13 protein-coding genes and 1 pseudogene are annotated in these 22,458 nt (G+C 70.2%); 8 read left to right on the top strand and 6 right to left on the bottom strand.

What is annotated here, in order from left to right; genetic code table 11:
* Positions 1–528 precede the first annotated feature (528 nt).
* From WMF20_RS17995 to rpsD, 3 genes are all read left to right on the top strand, one after another.
* Positions 529–1,200, top strand: a complete 672-nt coding sequence (locus WMF20_RS17995; RefSeq protein ID WP_437615219.1) for a hypothetical protein — start codon at positions 529–531, stop codon at positions 1,198–1,200.
* Between the two features lie 169 nt (positions 1,201–1,369).
* On the top strand, positions 1,370–2,152 hold the full coding sequence (locus WMF20_RS18000; RefSeq protein ID WP_437615221.1) for a class I SAM-dependent methyltransferase: 783 nt from the start codon (positions 1,370–1,372) through the stop codon (positions 2,150–2,152).
* A gap of 131 nt (positions 2,153–2,283) precedes the next feature.
* Positions 2,284–2,895, top strand: coding sequence for a 30S ribosomal protein S4 (rpsD, locus tag WMF20_RS18005; protein WP_437615223.1), 612 nt, complete (start codon positions 2,284–2,286; stop codon positions 2,893–2,895).
* Positions 2,896–2,962: 67 nt separating this feature from the next.
* Here rpsD and WMF20_RS18010 read toward each other — a convergent pair whose 3' ends face one another.
* The 3 genes from WMF20_RS18010 to WMF20_RS18020 form a co-directional block, all read right to left on the bottom strand.
* Positions 2,963–6,361, bottom strand: a complete 3,399-nt coding sequence (locus WMF20_RS18010) for an alpha/beta fold hydrolase (protein ID WP_437615225.1) — start codon at positions 6,359–6,361, stop codon at positions 2,963–2,965.
* Between the two features lie 25 nt (positions 6,362–6,386).
* Entirely contained in the window at positions 6,387–8,474 is a 2,088-nt protein-coding gene (locus WMF20_RS18015) for an alkaline phosphatase family protein (protein WP_437617139.1), read from the bottom strand.
* Positions 8,475–8,943: 469 nt separating this feature from the next.
* Positions 8,944–9,576 (bottom strand): PadR family transcriptional regulator, encoded by a 633-nt coding sequence (locus WMF20_RS18020; protein WP_129575519.1) that lies wholly within the window; start codon positions 9,574–9,576, stop codon positions 8,944–8,946.
* 196 nt (positions 9,577–9,772) lie between these two features.
* On the opposite strand from WMF20_RS18020, the gene WMF20_RS18025 reads away from it, so the two are divergent.
* Positions 9,773–10,180, top strand: a complete 408-nt coding sequence (locus tag WMF20_RS18025; protein ID WP_437615228.1) for a hypothetical protein — start codon at positions 9,773–9,775, stop codon at positions 10,178–10,180.
* Between the two features lie 387 nt (positions 10,181–10,567).
* The gene (locus tag WMF20_RS18030) at positions 10,568–13,255 is read left to right on the top strand and encodes a hypothetical protein (RefSeq protein ID WP_437615230.1); all 2,688 of its coding nucleotides are present in this window, start codon (positions 10,568–10,570) and stop codon (positions 13,253–13,255) included.
* A 128-nt stretch (positions 13,256–13,383) separates the two neighbouring features.
* Here the strand turns inward: WMF20_RS18030 and WMF20_RS18035 are convergent, their stop codons facing one another.
* Together WMF20_RS18035 and WMF20_RS18040 are read right to left on the bottom strand one after the other, a co-directional pair.
* Positions 13,384–13,812: a VOC family protein gene (locus tag WMF20_RS18035; RefSeq protein WP_129575521.1), complete on the bottom strand. Its 429-nt coding sequence runs from the start codon at positions 13,810–13,812 to the stop codon at positions 13,384–13,386.
* Positions 13,813–13,970: 158 nt separating this feature from the next.
* Complete coding sequence (locus tag WMF20_RS18040; protein ID WP_437615232.1) at positions 13,971–15,356, bottom strand: aldehyde dehydrogenase family protein; 1,386 nt, start codon at positions 15,354–15,356, stop codon at positions 13,971–13,973.
* 58 nt (positions 15,357–15,414) lie between these two features.
* Between WMF20_RS18040 and WMF20_RS18045 the strand changes: the two genes are divergently transcribed.
* The gene (locus WMF20_RS18045; RefSeq protein ID WP_129575523.1) at positions 15,415–16,206 is read left to right on the top strand and encodes a Stp1/IreP family PP2C-type Ser/Thr phosphatase; all 792 of its coding nucleotides are present in this window, start codon (positions 15,415–15,417) and stop codon (positions 16,204–16,206) included.
* A gap of 83 nt (positions 16,207–16,289) precedes the next feature.
* Here the strand turns inward: WMF20_RS18045 and WMF20_RS18050 are convergent, their stop codons facing one another.
* A complete protein-coding gene (locus tag WMF20_RS18050; protein WP_437615234.1) occupies positions 16,290–17,366 on the bottom strand; it encodes an MJ1255/VC2487 family glycosyltransferase in 1,077 nt (358 codons plus the stop codon).
* Between the two features lie 105 nt (positions 17,367–17,471).
* On the opposite strand from WMF20_RS18050, the gene WMF20_RS18055 reads away from it, so the two are divergent.
* Together WMF20_RS18055 and WMF20_RS18060 are read left to right on the top strand one after the other, a co-directional pair.
* On the top strand, positions 17,472–18,485 hold the full coding sequence (locus WMF20_RS18055; RefSeq protein WP_437615236.1) for a hypothetical protein: 1,014 nt from the start codon (positions 17,472–17,474) through the stop codon (positions 18,483–18,485).
* Between the two features lie 1,068 nt (positions 18,486–19,553).
* A pseudogene (locus tag WMF20_RS18060) lies at positions 19,554–21,695 on the top strand (right-handed parallel beta-helix repeat-containing protein); the annotation flags it as partial.
* Positions 21,696–22,458: the final 763 nt, after the last annotated feature.

Here is a 22,458-nt window from a genome sequence, read left to right on the forward strand (position 1 = left end):
TTGAGGGACCGACCGCCGGCCAACCCCGACCCGACCCGGGTCGAGCGACCGACCCGACCGACCGACCCGACCCAGGTTGAGCGACCGACCGACCCGACCCGGGTTGGGACGCCATTGATTTCAACCCGGGTCAGTCCTGGGTTGCCTCGGTTGCCGCAACCTGGGTCAGGTCGACCCGAACCAGGTTGCGGCGCAGCAGCGCAGCGATCCGACCCGGGTTGGGATCACGCCTCAACCCGGGTCGGGTCTGGGTGGCCTCGGTCGCCGCAACCTGGGTCAGGTCGGGTCGCCGCAACCTGGGTCAGGTCGGATTCGGATCGGGCCGGATCGAGTCGCCGCACCCCGCGAAATTTCTTGACCCGCCCATCCGCTTCGCCCTATTTTATTGAAAATGAAGATCATTATCAATCCAAGGCGCGCCCTGGCGGGGGTTGAAGACGGCCTCGTTGCCTTCTGGCGGCAGCTCTCGTTTCGCGACGTTGGGTGCCGCGCATTTCGCGGCGTGGCGGGCGGCGGGAGGAGGCGCTCGTGAAGGGCGGTCCGGCAGCGCCGTCGCCGATGGTCGGCGAGCGCGCAGCGGCACTTCGGGGGTGGCGGAGCGACCCCCCGCCGCTCGGTGCAGCGCTCGCCCCCGCGAGGGCTCCGCTCGGGCTTGCCGGCTCGCACCCGTGGCATTGCTCGCCGCGCGTCCTCCGGCTGATCGTGGCGCTCGCGCTCTCGTGCGAGGCGATCGGCACCCTGGTAAGCGCCGCGATGGGAAGAGAGGACGGCGCCGTCGCGGAGGAGCCGTCCGGCGAAGCGTTGCGCGTCCTCCTCGACCGCGCGCTGACGAACGCCCGCGCGGCGCGCCGGCTCGCGAGCGCGCTCGACGCCGTGCTCGCCGACGAGGTGCGCACCTACCGTGGGCTCTGCGTCGCCGCGCTCGCGGCCCGCTGGGCGAGCGCGCGCGCCGCTGCGCCGGCGAGGGAAGCGGCGGCGCTCCTCTGGGCGAGCGCGCGAACGCCAGGCTCGCCGATGCGCTTCCTCGAAGAACGCATCGCCGACGACATCGAGCTCCGCGCGCTCCGCACCATGGCGACGTCGATGAAGGCGGCCGGCGCGCGACGCTGGGCCAGCCCGACGCGCCTGACGCGCCGCTCCGGGGAGCGATCGGTCGAACGAGGCCTCCAAACGGTCGCCCTTGCCGGGAGAGGGCGTTAGCAGCCTCACCGCGGTGACTCGTCGGCCAGGTGCTGGGCACGCCGCTGGTCAACCCGGTTGAGGCTGCAGGTTGAGGCAGCAGCAGGTCGAACCTGGTTCAGGTCGCAGATCGCAGATCGCCGAGCCGCCAACTTGACAAGCAACCCACAGATCTGTCATGAAAATGAAAATGACTTTCAATGTCGACCAGGCCCCTTCGTTTGCTCGACGCGAGCTCGCGGGCGTCGCCGCGTGCGCCTACGCATCCGACGCGTTCCCGGACCTCGGGTTCCACGACGAGGAGGCCCGCCATCTCGCGCGCTTGCTCGAGGTCGAGCGCGCCGGCTTCACCGAGCAGGAGCTCCGCCCGCTCGCGGCCCGCGCCCGGCTCGTGGACGACGTCGTGCACGACTTCTTCCGCCGTCACCCGGACGGCCTGGCCATCGGGCTCTTCACCGGCCCGTGCACGCGATTCTCACGCATCGACAACGGCCTGCTCCACTGGATCGATATCGACGTCCCCCGCGTGGTCGCCTGGAAGCGCCCGCGCGCCCTTCGCACGCCGCGGTACGCGCTGGCCGCCGCGTCTCCTGGCTGCGATCACTGGATCGATCAGCTCTCCGAGGCGCGCGGCTGGCCCACGTTGATCCTCGGCCTCGGCCTCTTCTCCCAGCTCGGCCCCGAGCGGATCTCCGCCTTCTTGACCCAGGCCTCCCTGCGCCTCGCGCGAGATGTGGAGCTCCTGCTCGACGCGACCCCCGGCCTCCGCCTACGCCCCGCCACCGCGAGGGGCGCGCGCCACGTGGAGCTCCACCGCGATGACGGGAGCGTCGAGACGTTCCCGTGGTTGCGGGTCCTCCACGACGACGACTACCCCGAGCCGCTCGGCGCCCGCGTTCGCGCCACGAACGGGCTCGCGCGCTTCCTCCGCAAATCTCGCTTCCCGATCCTCCGCCACCTCCGGCGCGTGTGAGCCCTCAAGAACAGACCAGGAAACAAGACAAGGATCTCGATGAACCTTCAGGAACACGTTGACGCACCTGCGCCCGACGGCGCCGCGCCCCCCCCGCGCGACGCGCGCGCTCTCTCGCGGAGGGCCTGGCCATGAGCCGCTACACCGGACCTCGCGTCAAGGTCATGCGCGCGCTCGGGGTCGAGCTCCCCGGGCTCTCGGCGAAGAAGACCGAGCGCCGGCCCTACCCCCCCGGGCAGCACGGCCAGGCCCGCAAGAAGCTCAGCGAGTATGCGCTGCGGCTGCGCGAGAAGCAGAAGGTCCGCCTCAACTACGGCCTGACCGACACGCAGCTTCGGACGCTCATGCTCGAGGCGCGCAGGAGCAAGCTGGCCGCCGGGACCAAGCTCATCGAGCTCCTGGAGCGGCGGCTCGACAACGTCGTCTTCCGCGCCGGCTTCGCCCGCACCATCCCGGCCGCGCGACAGCTGGTGACCCACGGGCACGTGCTCATCGACGGTAAGCGCGTCGACATCCCCTCCTACCGCGTCAGCTCCGGAGAGACGGTGAGCGTGCGCGAGCGGCGCCGCGATCACCAGACCGTCGTGGAGGCGCTCGCGAGAGCGGACCTCCTGGCCCCCTCGTGGCTCGCGGTCGACAAGGACGCCCGGCAGGCGCGCGTGACCAGCCTGCCGGACGAGACGAGCATCCCGTTCCCGATCCAGGTCCAGCTCATCATCGAGTACTACTCACAGCGGCTGTGACGCAGAGGCAGCGGCCTCGCCGCGCCGGCGCGCGGCGAGGCCGCTGCCCCGGCCCGCGGCGCGGGCCTCAGGTGCGGTCGAGGTGCTCGACCATGAACGGGTACACGTCGGTCGACGCGTTCTTCCCGAAGATGCAGTCGATGTGGCCGTACCCGGGGATGACGTTGCGCGAATAGAGGCCCGCGCCGTTCCTCGCCGACAGCACCTCGACCGTCTTCTCCGTGCTCGCCGGCAGGAAACACTGGTTCTCCGCGCCGTGGACGAAGCGGATCGGGATCGCCATCCGATCGAGGTGCGGCAGATACACGTCCTTCCCCTCGGCGTCGACCACGTGACCCTTGCGGGTCATCAGCGCGAGGCCCTCGAAGGCGCGCATCGTCGCCTCTCCGAAGAGCTCGTAGAGCCGCTCGTGCGTGGCGTGGTTGAGCTGCGCGTGCTCGTAGAGCAGCGAGTACATGAACGAGATCCGATGACACACCGCGCTGTTGCAGTGCTCGCCGTCCCCGACGGGATACAGCTCGAGCGCGCGATCGTAGAGGCGCGAGAAGAACCCCTCGTGGGAAGAGGCGTTCGTCGTGAGCGACCCGACGCCGAGCGCCTCGAGCACGCTGGGCGCGTGCAGCCCCGCCTTCAGGTGCACCATGGCGGGCGTGACCACGTGCGTGGAGATCTGCGAGATCACCGCGGAGCGGACGCCCTTCAGCCCGGCGAGCATCGCCATCGTGAACGTCGTCGCGCCGTAGCAGTGGGCGACGACCTGCACGCCCGCCGCGCCGGTGGCCTCACGCACCTTCGCCACCGCGGCGGGGTAGTCGTAAAGCGCGATCTGATCGGCCGTGTACTGCGTCTTCGACGCGGGGAGCAGCACGCTCGACCGGAAGTCGAGCAGCCAGACGTCGTAGCCGTGCGCCACGAGGTGCTCGAGCAGGTTCGTCTCGATGGCGTCGGTCGAGAAGATGCGGCTCGAGACGCCGAGCCCGTGCGCGAGCATCACCGGGCCCTTCGAGCCGCCCTGGTACCGCGTCAGGAGGAGGTCGACTCCATCGCCGCTCTTGAACGGGTAGAGGCGCGGGCCGGGCACCCGCAGCGGCCTGCGCTTCTGGGGCGGGGGGTTCGAGTCGGCGAACTCCAGGGGCGCCGCCACGCCGCCGTAGTAATCGTAGACCACGCCCGCGAAGTAGCGCCCGAACTTCACCGTCGTCGCGAGGCGCTCCTCGGCGTTCTTCGCGTTCGTGACGTCGAGCGTCCCGAGCTGACGGATGAAATCCTCGGGCTCGATCACCAGGATGCCCTTGCCGATCGCCGGGCCCGTCTCGTCCTCGCCCTCGTGGATGGTGATGTAGAGCGTGGTGGTGTCGTGCCACGCGTCCCAGAACGGGCGGTCGGTGATCACCTTGAACCCGTAGAAATAGAACGAGCGCCCCTCCTCCGACCGCATCCGCATCTTGTATTTCATGAGCCGCGTGTCGGCGGCGTTCGGATCTTGCACGAAGAGGTTGAACGTCCCGTGCGTCACCGTGAGCGGCCGCCCCGAGAGCGCGGGCGCGTCCACCGTGCCGAGCGTGCGCGCCTCGTGCTCGGGGCTCGCGATCATGGCGTCGACGTCCTCCGACACGATCGTGAGGATGAACTTGAAGCTCGAATCCTCCTGCTTGCCCAGGTCGGCGGCCGTCTGGAAATCGCTGTCGACCGCCTTCGAGAAGTAGCCCTTCATCGTCTCGGTGAAGCGGATCCCCGGCTTGCGCGCCTGGGGCTCGGGCGGGATCGGGCCCTTGTCCGAGTAATCGATGTGGAGCCCGCGGTCTCGGGCGAGGTGGATGGCGCAGCGCTCCGCCAGCGCCGAGATCGTGAGCAGCGGGTTGACGCCGAGCGAGACGGGGATGATCGACCCGTCGCACACGTAGAGCCCCTCGTGGACCGCGGTGCCCGCGCTCGACGCGAAGACCGTGCCCTTGTGGTTCACGACGCCCGACTCGGCCGAGTCGGCCATCATGCAGCCGCCGAGCGGGTGCACGGTGATCAGCTTGTCGCCGACCTTCGGGGACCAGATCGGGTCCTTGACCGAGATCCCCTCGAGCGGCGTCGTCGTCTGGAAGAGGCGCGTGTTCATCTTCTCGAAGATCGGCTCGGTGCCCACCTGCGGCCAGTCGATCCGCAGCTGATCGCCCTCCAGCTTCATCGTGCCGCAGTTCGCCTCGTGCCCCATCACGAGATACGTTTGCGTGTGCATCGTGGCGCCGTGATACGCGCCGAGGAGGAGCGACTCGGCCTCGCGCACGCCCTGGGCGACCGCGTTCTGCGGCGCCGTGTTCGAGCCGCCGGTGCAGGAGGCCGCCTGGAACATGAGCGGCAAGAGCGGCGCCAGCGCGCCGGGGATCGCGCCCTCCTCGATGATGATGTCGTCCTTCATGTCGGCCTGGTTGCGCATGTCGATCACGCCCGTGATGCACGGCCCGACCGGCGACGTCGCGGAGACCGCCCGGTGTCCGAAGCCGATCCCTTCGAGCTTCGGCGTGCAGTTGTAGCCGAACCCGAGCATGTCCCCGTTGCCGCTGAACCCCCGGCCGAGCTGGTCGGACAGCGGTAATCCGACCTCCTTCGAGCGGAGCAGGATCTCGGTCGAGCCCAGCGTCCCGGCGGACAGGACGACGATGTCCGCGGTGACCACCAAGGTCGGCGCATCGAACGCCTCGCGGCCGGTGTCGAGCACCTGGTAATGAACGTTCCATTTCCCGTCGCTCCGCCGCTCGACGTGGCGCACGCTCACCTCGACGAAGATGTGGGCGCCGTGCCGCCTGGCGTCGGGGAGGTAGTTCATCAACACGGTGTTCTTCGAGCCGTAATTGCAGCCGGAACAGCAGTCGCCGCAGTTGTTACAGGCCTTCTGCGCGACGCCGGCGGCGTTGACGCCGTCCTTGAAGGTCACGTTGATGTTGGTGCGCCGGAACGGCTGCCCCATCACCTCCGCCGAGCGCTGCAGCGCCGTCAGCTTGGGCAGCGGCGGGTAGCTCTCGGGGTAGGGGGTCGGCGAGAGCATCCGCTCGGCGAGCCTGTATCCGGTGTTGAGGTGCTCCATCTTCTCGCTCCGGAGCTCGACCGGCCAGCGCGGGTCGTCGAAGACGCGCGGCTCGGCGCGGATCGAGACGTTCGCGTTGATGAGGGAGGTGCCGCCGAGGCCGCAGCCGACGAGCACGCCGATGTCCTTGTTGACATGCAGATCGAACAGCCCCGTGCGCGAGCCCTCGTGACCCACCTCCGGCAGGTTCATCTGCATCTCGGCGAGGGCCTCGAGGGGGGTGTTCGGATACTCGCCCGGCTGCCGCTCCCGCCCGCGCTCGAGCACGCAGACCTTCATGCCGGCGCGCGCCAGCCGCGACGCCATGATCGCGCCGCCGTAGCCCGAACCCACGACGACGACGTCGTATTCACCGTCGATCTCTTCGATGTCGGACGAAAGACGATTCATGCTCTGCTCCATGGGTGTTTCGGGTTCACTGACGATTCGCTGCCGCGCTGCCGCGCTGCGCGTCGGGCGGGGAGGTGATCGGCTCGATGATCCAATGATAAGCGCTCCTATGGGTCTTCACGCCGTTCCCGTCCGGGGCCAGGTACGCCCCGGATCGCTTGTTCCTGAAGGCCACCGCGTCCCCGAACTGGACGGGTCGGCCCTTCTCCACGGCCTCGAGGACCCAGGTCTGCTTCTCGTACCTGTCCTCGTCCACGGCCGGATCGTAATCGTTGAAATAGTAACAGTCCCCGGTGAGGCTCCACGCGCCCAGCGTGTTGTAGGCGCCGATCTCCACCTCGGTCGAGACGAGGGCGACCTCGTCGCCGTCGCGCACCTTGCCCGCGCTGGCCTCCCTCGCGCTCTTCTCCAGGAAGAGCTGGACGGCCTCGCCGCCGAGGGTCGGAAAGTACTCCGCGACCTTCGGGTCCGAGAGCGAGAGCAAGCCCAGGATCGTCGATTTTCGGGCGGCGGCCGAGACGCGCTCGCCGGCGTGGCTCCTCAGGGTGAACCGATCCAGGTACTTGAGCGGCTGCCCCGGCTCGCGCTTCACCTGGAGGAACCGGACGTCGCGCTCGTCACGGCGGGGCTCCTCCAGCGTGAGGACCTCCTCGAACGTGGGCGCGCCCATCGCGCGCTGCTGGAACGCGGGCAGGCGCCGCTCCTCCCCGTACCACTTGAGGATGGTGGCGATGAGCGAGGTGTGATCGTAGGGCTGATCGCGGGTCGAGCGGAACACGGTGCCTCGCCGGATGCGCGGCGACACCAGGATCGCGGGCACCCGGACGCCATGACGAGCGAAGTCGAAGCCGTGCTGGGTCGCGGGCGCGGAGCCGCCGCGCCCCCACGGGGGCACCGCGGCGGGCGGCGGCACGTGGTCGAAGGTGCCCACGCCCTCGTCGAACGTCACGATGAGCAGCGTCTTCTCCCAGGCCGCCCTGTTCGCGATGAGGCTCATGTAAACGCTCTGCAGGAACGTCTCCCCCGCGCTCAGGTTCCCCGGCGGGTGGTAGTCGTTGCCCAGCGCGGTGGCGAGGCTCTGCTCCCACGTCAGATCCGTGGACGCCTGCGAGACGGTCCAGAACGGCTCGATCACGCTGAACCGCGGGAGCGCCCCGGCGCGCGCCTGCTCGTGGAACCGCTCCACGCGCGCGAAGCGGCGCTCCACGCCCGGGATCGCGCGCAGGCCGGGGAACAGCCGGTACGTGTAGCAGGACGGGAGATCGCCGGACGAGAGCTCGACCAGGTACTTCTGGTGATCGGCGTCGAGGTCCTCCGCAAACTGGACGATGTGCTCGATGAGCGGCTGGAGGCGGGTCTTCCCGCCGGTGAGGGCGATCGAGATCTTCTCGGGGAGGGTGCTCGTCTGCCAGAAGATCGCCCAGTCGTCGTGGCCGGCCTCGTGGAGGGCGTTCCAGAGGGTGGTCGTCTCGAACTGGTCGTCGCCGAGGCGATACCCGACCTTCTCCTGGACCAGCTCGGCCCTCGGGTCCTTCTCGAGCCAGCCGTTGTCCGTCAGCCCGAGGGAGGTACCGCAGAAGGCGAAGGCCCGGTTGGGGTTCGTCTGCGACGGGACCGACGAGAACCACATATCGCAGACGGCGTAGTGCTCTGCGAGCCCGTTGATGACCGGGAGCTGGTCGGGGGTGTAGCTCTCCATGACCTCTCCGGCGAGGTCCCGGAGCGCGTCCGGAGCGCGGTCGGCGATGCCCGATTTCTTGAGGGCCGCCATGTAATCCTGAACGAATCCCTTCATGGTGGGGGTGTCGCCGGGCCTGACGTCCTCCTGTCCGAAGAGCTGGACGTTCACGCTCGCGAACTCCTCGTTCGGCGCGACGCAGGGCACGTTCATGGCCGATGCCCCCTTCACGGGCGCGCAGCTGAGCCCCTCCGCGACATTGGTGAACGCCGCCGGATCGAGGCCCGCCAGGCCCTCGAACCGGCGCTCTCCCGGCGCGGGCTCCGGGATGTTCAGCGCCGGGCCCGCGCTCGGGTCTGCGTACAGCCAGCCGAGGACGCTGTCGAAGGAGCGATTTTCGAGGATGACGAGCACGACGTGCTCGATGGATTTCATGCTCACGTTCCGCCTCCGCACGATGCTCGCGCTGGATCCGTCGCCTCGATGGACCACCGCGCAGTCCCCCGCGGCGCCCCGCCGCGCGAGCTCCCCAGCGCACTCTCCTCAGACGCCACTCGCCCGACGAGCGGTCCGCAGATCAGCTCTGCGTCGACCCCCTGCGCCCCCCGTGCCCGCCGAGCGCAACAAGCAGATTAGGCCAATCGCATCTCGATCACAAGATCGTTTGGAGGGCGAGCCAACATTGCGCGGCCTCCACGACCGCTCCGCGTGTCCGATGTGAACGGACGTGGCCTCAGGCCCGCTCGAATGTGTGATGTGAAGGATTGAATGCGTGTGTGGTCGGCGGATGACCGATGTCATGACATCGGATCAGCGCCCGTGCCGCGAGGTCGCCGCGCGGGGCGCGCGATGCGGGCTGCGGCCCTCGGCGCGGTCTCGGCGCGCCGGCGCGCCGGCGCGCGGATCACGGGCGCCGGCCGGGGCGCTTCTCCGGATCCTCGCCGAGCAGCTCCTCGATCTCGGCCGCCGCCTTGTCGAGCACCTTCACGGTGCGCGCGAGCACGGCGGGCGTGAGGCGCCCGCGGCGCATCGCGTGGCGGAGCATTCTCATGAGCGCGCCGACGCGCTTCATGACGTCGCCGAAGTCCTCGGCGAAGCGCTCCCACGAGCTCTCGGCGAAGCGCTCGTAGAACTCGTCGACGTACTCGCGGTTCGCCTGGAGGTCCTCGCGCCCGGCGTCGGTGATCTCGTAAATCTTGCGGCCGTCAGCCTCGATGACGCGCGCATGGCCGAGCTCCTCGAGCATCTGCAGCGTCGGATAGATGACGCCGGGGCTCGGCCGGTAGGTGTCGCCGCTGCGCTGCTCGATCGCCTGGATGACCTCGTAGCCGTGGCGGGCCCGCTCGGCGAGCGCGTCGAGGACGAGGTAGCGCACGCCGCCGCGATCGGCGCGGAGCGGCGGCCCTCCGAACCAGTCGCCCCACCAGCCGGGCGGCCCGCCGCCGAAGCCGCCCCGGCCCCTCCCGAACGGACCCCGCGGCCCGCGCGGGCCTGCGTGATGGTGGTGGTCATGATGATGTTCACATCCCCAGAACATAGACGCGATCCCTCTCTTGCTCGGCGGCGGACCGCCACGGCGGCGAGCACTCAGCTGCCGCGCGCGCGTGGGCGGACGACCCCGGCGCCAGGCCCGGGCCTCCCTGCGGCGCCGGACCGATATTCTAAAAGATATATCTAGAAGATAGATCTCGACCTACCCCTGTCAAGGGACCGGCGGCTGGGCCGCGTTCCGCGTGGAGGCCGGCGATGGCGAGGAGGCGGCGGCGGCGATGGGCCATGGCGCCGACACGAACGGGCTTGGCGCCCAGGCCGGCCCGCGGGGCGCGGGCGCGGTGCCGGTGAGCTACGCCCTCATGCTGTGGGCCGGACTGGGGACCGCAGTTCGCGGGGATCGCGCCGTGATCTTCGATCGCCAGGTGAGCGGCGAGCGCGTCCACGACACCGACGTCGATGGCATGGCGCATTACGGCCTGCTCGTGGACTGGGTGGAAGAGGTCCGCATCGAGGGCGGGCGAAGCGGCGATGACAGGGCTCTACAACTCCGCCGAAGCGTATCTACAGGCCTCTCCTGTTGGTGCACACGACCTGCTGATTGCGGCGACTGCGCTGGCCGTGGGGTACGACGTGGCAACGTGAGATGACCGCAGCTTTCCGAGAATTCAGGGATTGAGGTTGCTTCGCTGGTGACCGCGCGGAGGCCGCCGCTGAAGCCGGCGCACATCGCTCTGCGAGGTCGGCGCTGCGTGCGCCGATCGCACCCGCCGATCGAGAGGCTGCGATTGAAGAAGACCGAGGCGCGCCGGGCTCCCTGAGCACGTCCGCGAAGGACCTCTCCCGCACCGCACGCGCAACGTCCACGGCGCTCGTCCTCCTCACCCCATCTGCGCCCCTCTCGACCCCTCGCGCGGGTGCGTCCCTGGGTGACGCGCCCGCGAGCACGCGCCTTGCCGGGCGAGGGCAAAGCGCCCCGGGCGCGCCCGTTGCGCCGCGCGGCGCCGGACGGCGCTGCCCGCGGTGCGGGGAACATCATGTCCAGCCTGAGCACGGAGAGCACACCCCGCGAGCGCCTCGATCGCGCGATCAGCGTCCTCGGCCGCGTCCGGATGTACTGGCGCGGGATGGCCGCGCTGATCGCCGTCGGGCTCTCCATCTCCCTCGCCCTGGCGCTCGCCACGAAGCGGGTGTGGCGGAGCGAGGCCACCATCCTCTACCGCGAGACCATCCAGACCGGCCGCGACCCCCAGAGCAGCACGGCGCGGGCGGCGCGCCTCGGGCCCAAGCTCAAGGACACGCTGATCGCGCGCGGGACGCTCGCCGGCGTCATCGAGGCGTTCGGGCTGTACCCGGAGAAGACCGCCCGCTCGATGGTCGAGGCGGTCGAGGAGATGAAGAGCCACGTCGGCTTCCGCGCGCAGAGCAGCGATACGTACGTCATCTCGTTCACCCACGACGACCCGCTCGTCGCGCAGCAGGTCGCCGCCCGCCTCACGCAGATCCTGATCGACGATTACCGCCGCGACAGCCTCGGCGCCGCGACGATGACCCGCGATTTTTTGCGGCGGGAGCTCGCCGAGGCCAGCGCCAAGGTCGACGAGGCGAGCCGCGCGCTGGCGACGTTCCTCGCCAAGAATCCGCAGTTCCAGTGGGGTCTCAACGACTCGCCGTACGCGCCGGCGCCACAGCCGCTCGGCTCGCCCGGCGCCCCCGCGCCCGCGGCGGCCCGCGCCTCGCCGCCGCCCCGCGCCATGGACCCGCAGCTCGCCGCGCTCGAGCGGCAGCTCGCCCGGGTGGAGGCGCTGCTCGGGGTCGCGCGCTCGCCCGCGGCGGCGCCGGGGCAGCCGTTGCCCCCGAGCGTGGTCGACGCGCAGCGGGCCCGCGACGCGGCCGCCGCGGCGCTCGTGTCGGCCGAGGCGGCGCTCGCCGAGAAGCTGTCGACCGTGACCTCGATCCACCCGGACGCCATCGCCGCGAAGCGCCGCGTCGAGGCGGCCAGGAGCCAGCTCGCGGCCGCCGAGAGCGCGCTCAAGCTCGTGCGCGCGGGCCTCACCGAGGTCCCGCGCGGCGAGGCGGGCGAGCTCACGCCGTCGCGGCGCGCGGCGCTCTCGGCGGAGCGGAGCGCGCTGCTCCGGCAGATCGCGGGCCTGCGCGCGCGCGCCGGCGGCAGGGCGGCGGCTGTGGACGAGCCGCGGCGCGCGCCGGCGGGGCCCGGCCCGGACCCGGAGGAGCGGGTGATCGAGCTCGAGACCGAGTGGCACCGGCTCCGCCTCGATCTCGAGCGGGCGCGCGAGTACCTGAAGGCCGTGCAGGCCAACGAGCGCGCCGCGGACCTCTCCGCGGACGCCGCCGAGAACAAGAGCGAAACCGAGCTCGACGTCCTCGATCCGGCCTACCTGCCGAGCCGGCCGGATCGCGGTCGGGGCCGCGTGTTCTTCGCGGGCGCCGCGGTGACGTTCTTCTTCGCGCTGGGCGTCGCCGGGGCCCGGGTGCTGCTCAACGACACGCTGTACGACGGCGGCGACATCCACGCGCTCGGCGGTCCCGCCTTGCTGGCCGCCATGCCGGAGCTCCCGCCGCAGCCGCCGCTCCGCGAGCGCGCGATCGTGCCGGCGTACGGCGCGGCGCCCGCCGCCGCGCCCGAGGACGGCGGTGAGCGGCCCAGCGAACGTGCGGGGCCAGCGCCGGGGCAACCCGGGTCCGCCGAGCAGCCGGGGCAACCCGGGTCCGCCGAGCAGCCGGGTCAACCCGGGTCCGCCGAGCCGGGTCAACCCGGGTTCGCCGAGGGCGAGGAGGACACGCTCCCGGACGGTCTGGAGCTCGATGGCGACGCCGGCCCGGGCCCGTCCTGGAGCGCGCCGGAGCCGGCCTGGAGCGCGGCCGAGGAGGCCTGGAGCGCTCCCGAGCCGGCCTCTGGCGCGCCCGGCGGATCGCTCGCCTGCGTGGGCACGCGCCACCTCGCGTACGCCGGCGGCGCCGGGTTCCGCGAGCCCGAGGTGGAGATCCTCGGCGCCGACGTCGACCCCGAGGGGTACGGGGTGTTCGAGCTGCTCCGGGGCGCGCCTGCATCGGCGCTCGCGGCCCTCCGGGTGCTCCGGCACCGGCTCGATCAGCGGCGGGGCGGCGAGCCGCTCACGGTCGCGGTGGTGAGCCCCGGCCGGGCCGAGGGCAAGACCGCGGTCGCGGCGCGCCTCGCGATGACGCTCGCCGAGGCCGAGCGCGCGCGGGTCCTCCTCGTCGAGGGCCACCTCGCGCGCCCCCGCGTCGCGGCGACGCTCGGCCTCCGGCTGCCCGCGCACGCGAGCTTCTCGGAGCAGCTCCGCCGGCGCATGGTCGGCGAGGCCCGCCCGCTCGGCGTGATCGCCCTCAGCCCCTCGCTCTCGGTGCTCGCGGAGCCGTCGCTCGAGGCGAGCTACCCCGCGGCGCTCCACTCGATCCACTTCGAGGCCGCCATGCGCGCGCTCCGGCGCTACTACGACTACGTGGTGCTCGACGGCCCGCCGGTCCTCGGCTCGGGCGACGCCAACGTCATCGAGGACGCCTGCGACGGCGTCCTCGTGGTCGCCCGCGCCTCGGTGACCCGGGCGTCCTCGCTCACGCGGGCCGTCGAGCAGCTCGGCGACCGCCGCATCCTCGGCGTGGTCCTCAACGACGTCGCGGCGAGGCCGGTCGCGAGGAAGCGAATCTGCATCGACGGTGAGCCGGTGCGGCCGTCGTGCTGAGGAGAAACAGAGAGAGAAAGAAATGCAAAGGCGCAAGGGGGAAGAGAAGAGGAGAGAGGGCGTGTGAAGAGCGCTGGAGAGGAGGTTTTCCGCGTGCGTCTTCGACAGCCCTGCTGCGCCTTCGCCGGTCAGAACGTGATCTTGATCGCGTCCGCCGACCTGTTCGCCGGCCCGTGATGGACGACCTCGATGTTGTTCCCGTCGGGATCCAGCACGAACGCCGCGTAATAGCCGGGATGGTACGGGCGCTCGCCGGGGGCGCCGTTGTCCTTGCCGCCCGCGGCGATCGCGGCGGCGTGGAAGCGCTCGACCGTCGCGCGGTCGCTCGCCTGGAACGCGAGGTGCGTCCGACCGGTGAGCGCGCCCGCAGCGGCCCGTGAGCTCGCGTTCGAGACGAAGAGCTCGTCGGCCCAGAAGTAATCGTCGGCCTCGCCGCCGATGGGGACCCCGATCGCGTCGAAGACCGCCCGGTAGAACCTCTTGCTCGCCGCGATGTCCGCCACGACGAGCTGGATGTGATCGATGAGACGCCCGCGATAGATCTGCTGTGTTTCCATGTCTCAGCACTCCCCATGAGCCGTGGTGCACGGGAGGCCTGAAACGGCACGGCCTCCCTTGCGCCTTCGTTGAACCTGGCGCACGGCGCGCACGCCCTGCGGCGCGCCGGCGCCGCCCGCTCGGTCGTCAGCCGAGCTTGAAGTTGCCCGCTCGGCCGTCAGCCGAGCTTGAAGTTGATCGACTTCGGCCGCGTCAGGTGCAGGAACCCGAGCGTCGAGAGCGTCGCGCCCTTGCCGCTGTTCTTCGCCGCCGTCCACGGGAGCGCCGGATCCAGCGTGTCGCACTGGTTCATGTAGACCGTGCCGACCTCGAGGTCGCGCGCGAGCCGCGCCGCGCGCTCGCGGTCCCGCGTCCAGACCGACGCGGTGAGCCCGAGATCGCTGTCGTTCATCAGCGCCAGCGCCTCCTCGTCCGACGACACCGGCACCACCGGCAGCACCGGCCCGAACGACTCGATGCGCATCACGTCGAGATCCGGCGCCGTGTCGACCAGCAGCGTCGGCTGGAAGAACCGCCCGCGGCCGTCGACCTGCGTCGCCCGGCCGCCGCAGAGCGCCCGCGCGCCCCGCGACAGCGCCTGCTTCACCTGCGCCTCCAGGAACGCCGGCGCGTGCGGCTGCGCCATCGGACCCAGGTTCGTGCGCTCGACCGTCGGATCCCCGAGGACGTACCCCTTCATCAGCTCCAGCGCCGCCTCCACGAACTTCGGATAGAGGTCGCGGTGGACATACGCGCGCTCGACCGCACAGCAGCTCTGCCCGGCGTTGTAGCAGGCGCCGTCGACGATCCCGTCCACCGCCTTCTCGAGGTCGGCGTCGGCTGCGACATAGGACCCGTCCTTCCCACCGAGCTCCAGCCCGGCGTCGACGGCCACCTTCTTCGACGTGGCCGCGTAGATCCGCCGTCCGCCTTCGACGGAACCTGTGAACGCCACGAAATTGACGCGCGGATCCGACGCGATGCGCTCGGAGGTCGGGTGGTCGCAGTGGAACGCCTGGACCAGGCCGGGGGGCGCGCCGGCCTCGGCGAAGGCGGTCGCGAAGTGCTCCCCGCAGAGCGGCGAGCGCGGCGAGTGCTTGAGCAGCACGACATTGCCCGAGAGCACCGCGGGGATCACCACGTTCACGGCCGTGAGGAGCGGGTAATTCCAGGCCGGGAGGTTGAACACCACACCGAGCGGCGCCCGCACGATCCGCCGCTCCATCCCCGGGAGCTCCGGGAGGACCACGTCGGCGAGCGCCGCCTCCGCGATCGAGATCATGTGCCGAGCTCGCTTGGCCATCCCCGCGATTTCGTTGCGGGATTGGCGCAGGGGCTTGCCCATCATGCGGGTGATGTCGGCGGCGATCGACGGCGCGCTGGCCTCGAGGCGCTGGACCGCGCGCAGGCAGAGGGCGGCGCGCTCGGCGAGGGACGTGCGCGAGAAGCTCCGCGCGGCGGCGGTCGCGGCGTCGAGGAGGCGGTCGACCTCGGTCGGGTCTGCGAGGGGCCGGCGGACGGCTTCTTCGAGGGTATACGGGTTGTCGATCACCAGGTCGGGCATGGCGGGGGAGATTAACCCAGTTCCCTGAGAGGCCAAGCGTCGTCTAGACTCGGGGCGAATGCGCGCCATCGCGGCAGGTCTATCGGACGTCGGCAGGGAGCGGATCCACAACGAGGACCGATACATCCTCCTCCCCGAGTTCAACGTCTACGTCGTCGCGGATGGCATGGGCGGGCACGAGGCCGGCGAGGTCGCGAGCCGCATCGCCGCGAGCGCCATCGCCGGCTACTTCCGCGAGGCGAACGGCAAGCGACGCAAGGCGTCGACCGGCGACCGGCTCCGCGCCGCCGTGACCTACGCGAACGCGCGCATCTTCGCGCACGCCGACGACTCGCGGTTCTACCGCGGCATGGGGACCACGGTCGTCGCCGCGGCGTTCTCGCCGCGGGAGCGGAAGTTCTACGTCGCGCACGCCGGCGACAGCCGCTGCTACCTGCTCCGCAACGGCGATATCGCGCAGCTGACCCGCGACCACTCGCTGATCGCGGACGCGCTCCTCGAGCGGCCCGACCTCACCGAGAGCGACCTCGCGTACCTGCCCCGCAACGTGATCACGCGCGCGCTCGGGATCGGCCCCAGCGTCGACGTCGACCTGCGCGCCGAGCGCGTCGAGGCCGGCGACGTGTTCCTCCTCTGCTCCGACGGCCTCCACGGGCTCGTCGACGATCGCGAGATCGCGCGCATCATCGAGGACAACGCCGTGCTCGCCGACGCGTGCTGCAAGCTCATCGACTGCGCCAACGAGAACGGTGGCCGCGACAACATCACCGCCGTCCTCATCCGGATCGAGGAGACCGCCTCGGCGTCCTGGAGCCAACGCCCGAGCGCGAAGAGCCGCAACGCGCGGTAGCGTCCGGCGACGTCGGAGGGGCGAGGAAGGACGACGCCGCACTGCGCCGCCGCGCCGCGCCGCGCCGCGCCGTCGCGCTGCGCTCAGAGCACGCCGGCGTGCGCGCGATCGAGGAGCCCGTCCATCACCTCGAACAGCCGGCGGTTGCCGTCCTGGGAGTAGCCCGCGAGCTTCTCTTCGCAGCCGGGGATGGCCTTCACGAAGTCCGCGATGACGGCCGGGTCGTCGAGCGAGTCGGCGGCGCGGCCGAACCCCTCGCGCTCGAGGTAGCGGGCGTTGAGGACCTGCTCGAACTGGCGGCCGAGGGGGACGGCGAGCATCGGCTTGCGCAGGTAGACCGCCTCGCCCATCAGCGTGAACCCCCCGCCGGCGATGACGGCGCGGCACGAGGCGAGGTCGTCGATGAAGCCCTCCTCGCTGAACGGGCGGTAGCGCAGGTTCCCCTCGACCTGCTCCTCGGTGATGCTCCGGCGCATCCCGTAGATGCGGCACTCGAGCCCGGTCCTGGCGAGCGTCTCGGCGAGCGCCTCGTTCCCCTCGGCGGTCTGGTAGACGAGCAGGTGCTCCCCGGGGCGGCGGTTGGCCGCGATGATCTCGGGGCGGAGGATCGGCGGCACCAGCGTCGTCTCCTGCTTGCGGACCGGCGGGCGGAAGAACGTGGCGATCACGTAGTGCTGGCAGAACGGCAGCTTGCTCTTCACGAACGCGCGCGTGAGCTGGAAGCCCGCCTCGTGGCCGGCGACGATCTCCGCGTCGTGGGTGCACCGGTTGATGATCTGCATGTTGTCGATCGAGAGGATCGGAAGCCGGTGGAGCTTGGCGTAGAGGTAGGTCCACGACTCGAAGTCGCTGATCGTGAGCTCGGGGCGAAAGTCCTTGATGAGCTCGAAGTACGCGGCGATGTTCTTCGGGATGCCGGTCGCGCCCGAGAGCACGTTGGACCAGAGCGTCTTGCCGCGGCGGACCCGGTTCTCCTCGTAGATCATGTGGAGCCCGTGGATGCGGTTCACGCCCGCGAAGCGCTTCGACAGGAAATCGGTCGCCCGCCCCGACGCCATGATCTCGAGCTCGTGCCCCAGCTCGAGCAGGCGCTCGATCACGACGCGCGAGCGCATGGCGTGCCCCATCCCTTCGCCGACGACGCCGTAGAGGATCTTCATGGCGCGCGAGTGTAGCGGGCGCTGCCCGGGGTTCGAAAGGAAACGGCGGGGCCGGGGCGCGGGCGGCGCTGTCACGCGCGCGGCGCCGCGGCGCGGGCGGCCGGCGTGACGCCGCGCCGCCGGATCTGGAGCGAGCTCCTGCCGCTCGAGGTGGTGCGCGCGCCCGGGACGCTCGCGCTCCTCCGGCGGTACGGGCTGGAGCTCGCGGTCGCGGTGCGGCCGGAGACGGCCGCGGGCCTGCCGGATCTCGCGGCGGCGTGCGCGGACGCGGGGGTCGGGGTGGCGGTGTGGCCGATGATCGCGGACGAGGACGGGCGCTGGGCGAGCGCCGGCAACGCGGCGGCGTTCGGCGCGTTCGTCGCGCGGCTGCTCGACGCGCTCGACGCGCGCGGCCTCGCGGCGGCGGAGATAGCGGTCGATCTCGAGCCGCCGATCCAGGACGTGCGCCGGGCGCTCGACGGCGGGCGCGGGGCGATCGCGCTGCTCGGCGGCGGGGTCCGGGGAGCGCGGGCGGGCGCGCGCGACCGGGACGCGCGGTGGCGGGACGCGCAGCGCGCGTATGTGGAGATGGCGGGCGCGATCCACGGCCGCGGGGCGGCGACCTCGGCCGCGATCGTGCCGCTCGTCCTGGCCGACGGGCCGGCGGGCGGCTGGGAGCGGATCCTCGGGACGCCCGTGTCGGCGCCGCCGTGGGGGCGGGTCGGCGCGATGCTGTACACGTCGCTGTTCGAGGGCTACTCGCGCGGCGCGCTCGGCCGGGGCGACGCGGTCGCGCTGCTCGCCTGGGCGTGCCGCGCCGCCGCGCGGCGGTTCGGTCCGAGGGCGGGCGTCTCGGTCGGCGCGGTGGGGAGGGGCGCGCTCGGTGACGAGCCGGTCTACCGCTCGGTCGCCGAGCTGCGCGAGGACGTGGCCGTCGCGGTGACGGCCGGCGTGCAGGATCTCGCGCTGTTCGATCTCGGCGGGGTCCTGGCGCGGCCGCCGGCCGAGGCGTGGCTGGAGGCGTTCGTGGCGCCGCCGCGCGAGCCGCGCCTGCCCCGGGCGACGCTGCGGGCGCGCGGCGCGGTGGCGGCCGCCGCGCTCGTGGGGCGCGCGGCCGGCTGGCCGCGCTGGAGCGAATAGTCTCGACCTGGGCACAGTTGCCCGGTGTCAGGCAGCTGTGTCCAAGCACGCCAGCAGCGGCGCCAGACGTTTCTTTCACGCGGCCGCCTCGGCCCGCCGCCGCTGCGCACCCCTCGGGATCGAGGACATGCGCGCCGGTCGATTTCGTTTGACGTCGGCCATGTTAACGTTAACATTTCGCGCTGGGTATTCTCTCGCCTAGCCGTGGATAGGTGCGCCATGCGTACCGGGCCTTTCTCCTCATGCACGTTCACGGTGCCGGTCGTGCTCCTGGCTTCAAGGTGAGGCGCATGCAGGGGAGGAAGCAGCAGTTGGGCTCCGATGGGATGACATAGCAAGGCGCACTTGCCGCCTGGATGGAAGACGATTCGAGAATTTCAAGGGCGAATCGCCACACTGACCTCAGGTGACGGAAAATTCCTTACGCGATCCGCCTCCCTCCTGGAAAAGGGACGCTGCATCAACAACGCATTCATGCATCGAAGGGGCCGCCTTCACGCCACGGCCGGTGGGAGCTGGTCCAACGCGGCGCGGCTTGGCCCTCGGCAGGGATGCAGCGCCTATCGCCGCGCGGCGTGCCGGCGCACATGCTCGGTTGGCGTCTCCGCTTCGCGACGCCTGCTTCGCGACGTCTGCTTCGCGACGCACCGCTCCTTCGCGAGGCCCTAGCAACGCTCGCGGCAGCATCGCCGCGGGTCGATCCCTTGCTGAGTTGACGTGATCTGGAGGCAGCGCGGTGCTTCGCGTCGGCGGCTGGATCACCTTACGTTCGAGGCAATAATCATGCGTGAGAGTCTCGATTCCACCGTTCGTCACGTCAAGCTGCTGGTCGCCGCATCGCTCACGGCGTTCGCTGGGTTGGCGGCTTGTTCATCGGACGGAACGAGCCCCAACCTGGCTGGCGGTGACAGCTCGGCTGGCGGCAGCGCAACCGGCGGAGCCGACGCCACTGCGGGAGCCGGAGGAGCGGCAGAGGCCGGGGGCGGCGGCAGCGCCGGCGCGATGGCCGGTGGCGGAGCGGGCGGCGGCGGCGAGGTTCCAGACGAGACCGGGACGCGGCAAGCGGCGTACTACGTGTCGCCCTCCGGCAGCGACGACAATCCAGGCACGGCCAGCGCGCCGTTCAAGACGGTCACCAGGGCGCGCGACGTCGTCCGCACCGTCAACGCCGACATGACCGGCGACATCTACGTTTACCTCCGAGCTGGCACGTACAGCCTCACCGACGCCATCGCCTTCACGCCGTCGGACTCGGGCACGAATGGCCACCGCATCTACTATCAGGCTTACCCCGGGGAAAAGCCCGTTTTGAACGGCGCGACGCAGGTGACCGGATGGACGCCGGACACAGGCAATATCTACAAGGCCAAGCTGAACCGAACGACGAAGCTGCGCAACCTGTACGTGAACGATGCTCGTGCCCTGATGACGAGCAAGCGGGTCACGTCGCGCGGAGGGGTCGGGACGTACAGAGTGACGGCCGGGCAGCAGAGCTGGGCTTGGGCGAGCGGCAGCGGCAGTGATGGTGCCAAGTACGACCTCGACGCGGTACCGGCCATCGCCAGCAATATGGACGATCTCGAGATCGTGAACGGCACCACGTGGAACGAGAATATCGTTTGCGTTCGCGATGTCACCACGACGCAAGACAACTTCCGCGCGCTGCTCTTTCAGCAGCCCTACGGCGCCATCGCGCAAACCCCGGGTTGGAATTCGGGCTTTAGCGTGTCTGGTACTCACACGATCTACAACGCGCGCGAGTTCTTGAGCTCGCCTGGTCAGTTCTATTTCGACAAGACGACCGGCACCCTCTACTACTACCCGCGGCAGGGCGAAGACATGGCTCAAGTCGACGTGCAGGCGCCGATCGCAGAGAAGCTGATCGACATCGCCGGCGACTCCACCGCTAGCCGCGTCAAGAACCTCACCTTCCAGGGCATCACCTTCGCCAACACCGACTACAACCTGTACAGCGTGGGCGAGTCGCGCGGCAAAGCGACGGTGCAGGGCGCCACCATCTACGTCGCTTACGGCGACGGCAACTGGCACAACAGCAAGTACGAAATCACCGACACGCTGCCCGGGATGATCACGGTCAACAACGCCGACTCGGTCGCCTTCGTCGGAAACGTGGTGAAGCACAGCGGCAATGAAGGGATCTCCTTCATCAACGACGTCGTGAATTCCACCATCGTTGGCAACTACATCACCGACATCGCCGGCAGCGGCATCACGGTCGGCCACCCGCAGCACCTGTACGTGGGCGACTCCGGCCCGCACCAGAAGTTCGGCCCGGGGATCGAAGGCATCTGTAAGAACGACACCATCAGCAACAACCTGCTGTACGACGTGAGCTCACTGCCTGGTTTCGGTGGCCATTCGGGCATCACCGCGTTCTTCGTCGATGGCCTGAAGATCACCTACAACCAGATCCAAAAGACGGCCTACAACGGCATCAACCTGGGGTGGGGATGGCGGAACTTCCCCGACTCGACCACCTGTAAAGACAACGCGATCAACAACAATCGATTCATCGATACCTTGAGCAGGCTGCACGACAGCGGCGCGGTCTACACGCTAGGTCAGATGCCGGGCACGACCATCAACGAAAACTACGTCAAGGGCATTCCGCCCGCGACGAGCGGCCCCACGTACGGCCTGCACAACGACGAGGGCAGCGCGTACATCACGCAGAACGACAACGTGCTCGACATCGATCCCGGCGTAAAATACACGATCAACTGCGAGGATTTCGGGGCCAAGCACCACCTCACCATCCTGAGGACGTACGCCACGGTGAACAAGATGGGCATCAACCCGCCCGATAGCAGGATCGACCCGCCGGTCGCGGTGCCGGACAACATGTGGCCGGCGGCGCAATACGAAATTTGCCTCAGCTCCGGCGTCCAGGAAGAGCACCGGGGCATCATCCCCAGCAGCCTGCTCGCGGTTCAAGACTACGTGTTCCCGGCGAGCGCCTCGGTGGCGTCTGGCACCAAGGCAATCAAGATCAGGAGCGCCGGCGCGGCGGCCAACACCGTGTGGCTCGCGCCGGCCGGCACCGGCACGTTCACGGAGGGCGCGACGATGACGAAGGCGGCGGGGGACGCTACGTCCATCGCCGTGCCGGCCAGCGCCGGAACGTACAAGCTGCATGTCGTCGATGCGCAGGGCGAAAAGCTCGGTGAATCGGCGGCGCAGCTGCGGGTGCGCTGACGTGCCGCGGTGAGCGCGGCAGCGGCGGGGGCGTGGTCTCCGGGGACGAAATCCGCTGCCGCCATCATCGACTGCCGCAGTTTACTCATTCAACAATCGATGCGTGTTGCTTCGCCATCGCGCCAAGCGGCGGCAACAGGGCTGACGCCACCGTCTGGCCGCCACCTCGTCCCGAGCCGAACCAGGGCGGCCGCCAAGCGGACGCCGGGGTGCGGGGCGTCGCGGAGCCCCGAGGAAACAAGGCTGGTTTCGCCCGCGCGGAGCCGCCGCGAAGCGGTGTAGAAAGTCCGGCCATCCCTGGCCGGACTTCTGGCGGCCGGGACTAACCGTGATGTGCCTTGCCCTGGCCGCGGTAGCGCTTCCAGTGATGTCGCTTGTTCTTGTTCTTCGGCCTGCTGTTGCTGGAGCTGCCGATGGACGTCTTCTTGGTCGAGAGCGGCATGCGCGCTCCATGGCGCCTGGATGGAGCGAGCGAAAGTGGGCCCTGGCGATCGCGGCGATCCCGAGGGCGACGACCCATGAACGAGCTCGCCTGGAGCGCGCTGTCCGCAGCGGCGCAGGAGAACGGCTTCGGGGCAGAGTCCGGCCGGTCCTCACGAGTCGCCTGCCGGCCGCGATCGAGGTGCGATGGATTCCTTTCGTTCTTGACCAGGTCGATCGAGCACCTCGGATTCAATCACCAGAAGCTCGAGCCACCCGCGCTTCGCCGGCTGGTTGAAGATTTACCAGCGCACGAGAGCGCGCGCCCGTCCTGTCG

This window comes from Sorangium sp. So ce834, assembly GCF_051521425.1.
GTDB lineage: Bacteria > Myxococcota_A > Polyangia > Polyangiales > Polyangiaceae > Sorangium > Sorangium cellulosum_D.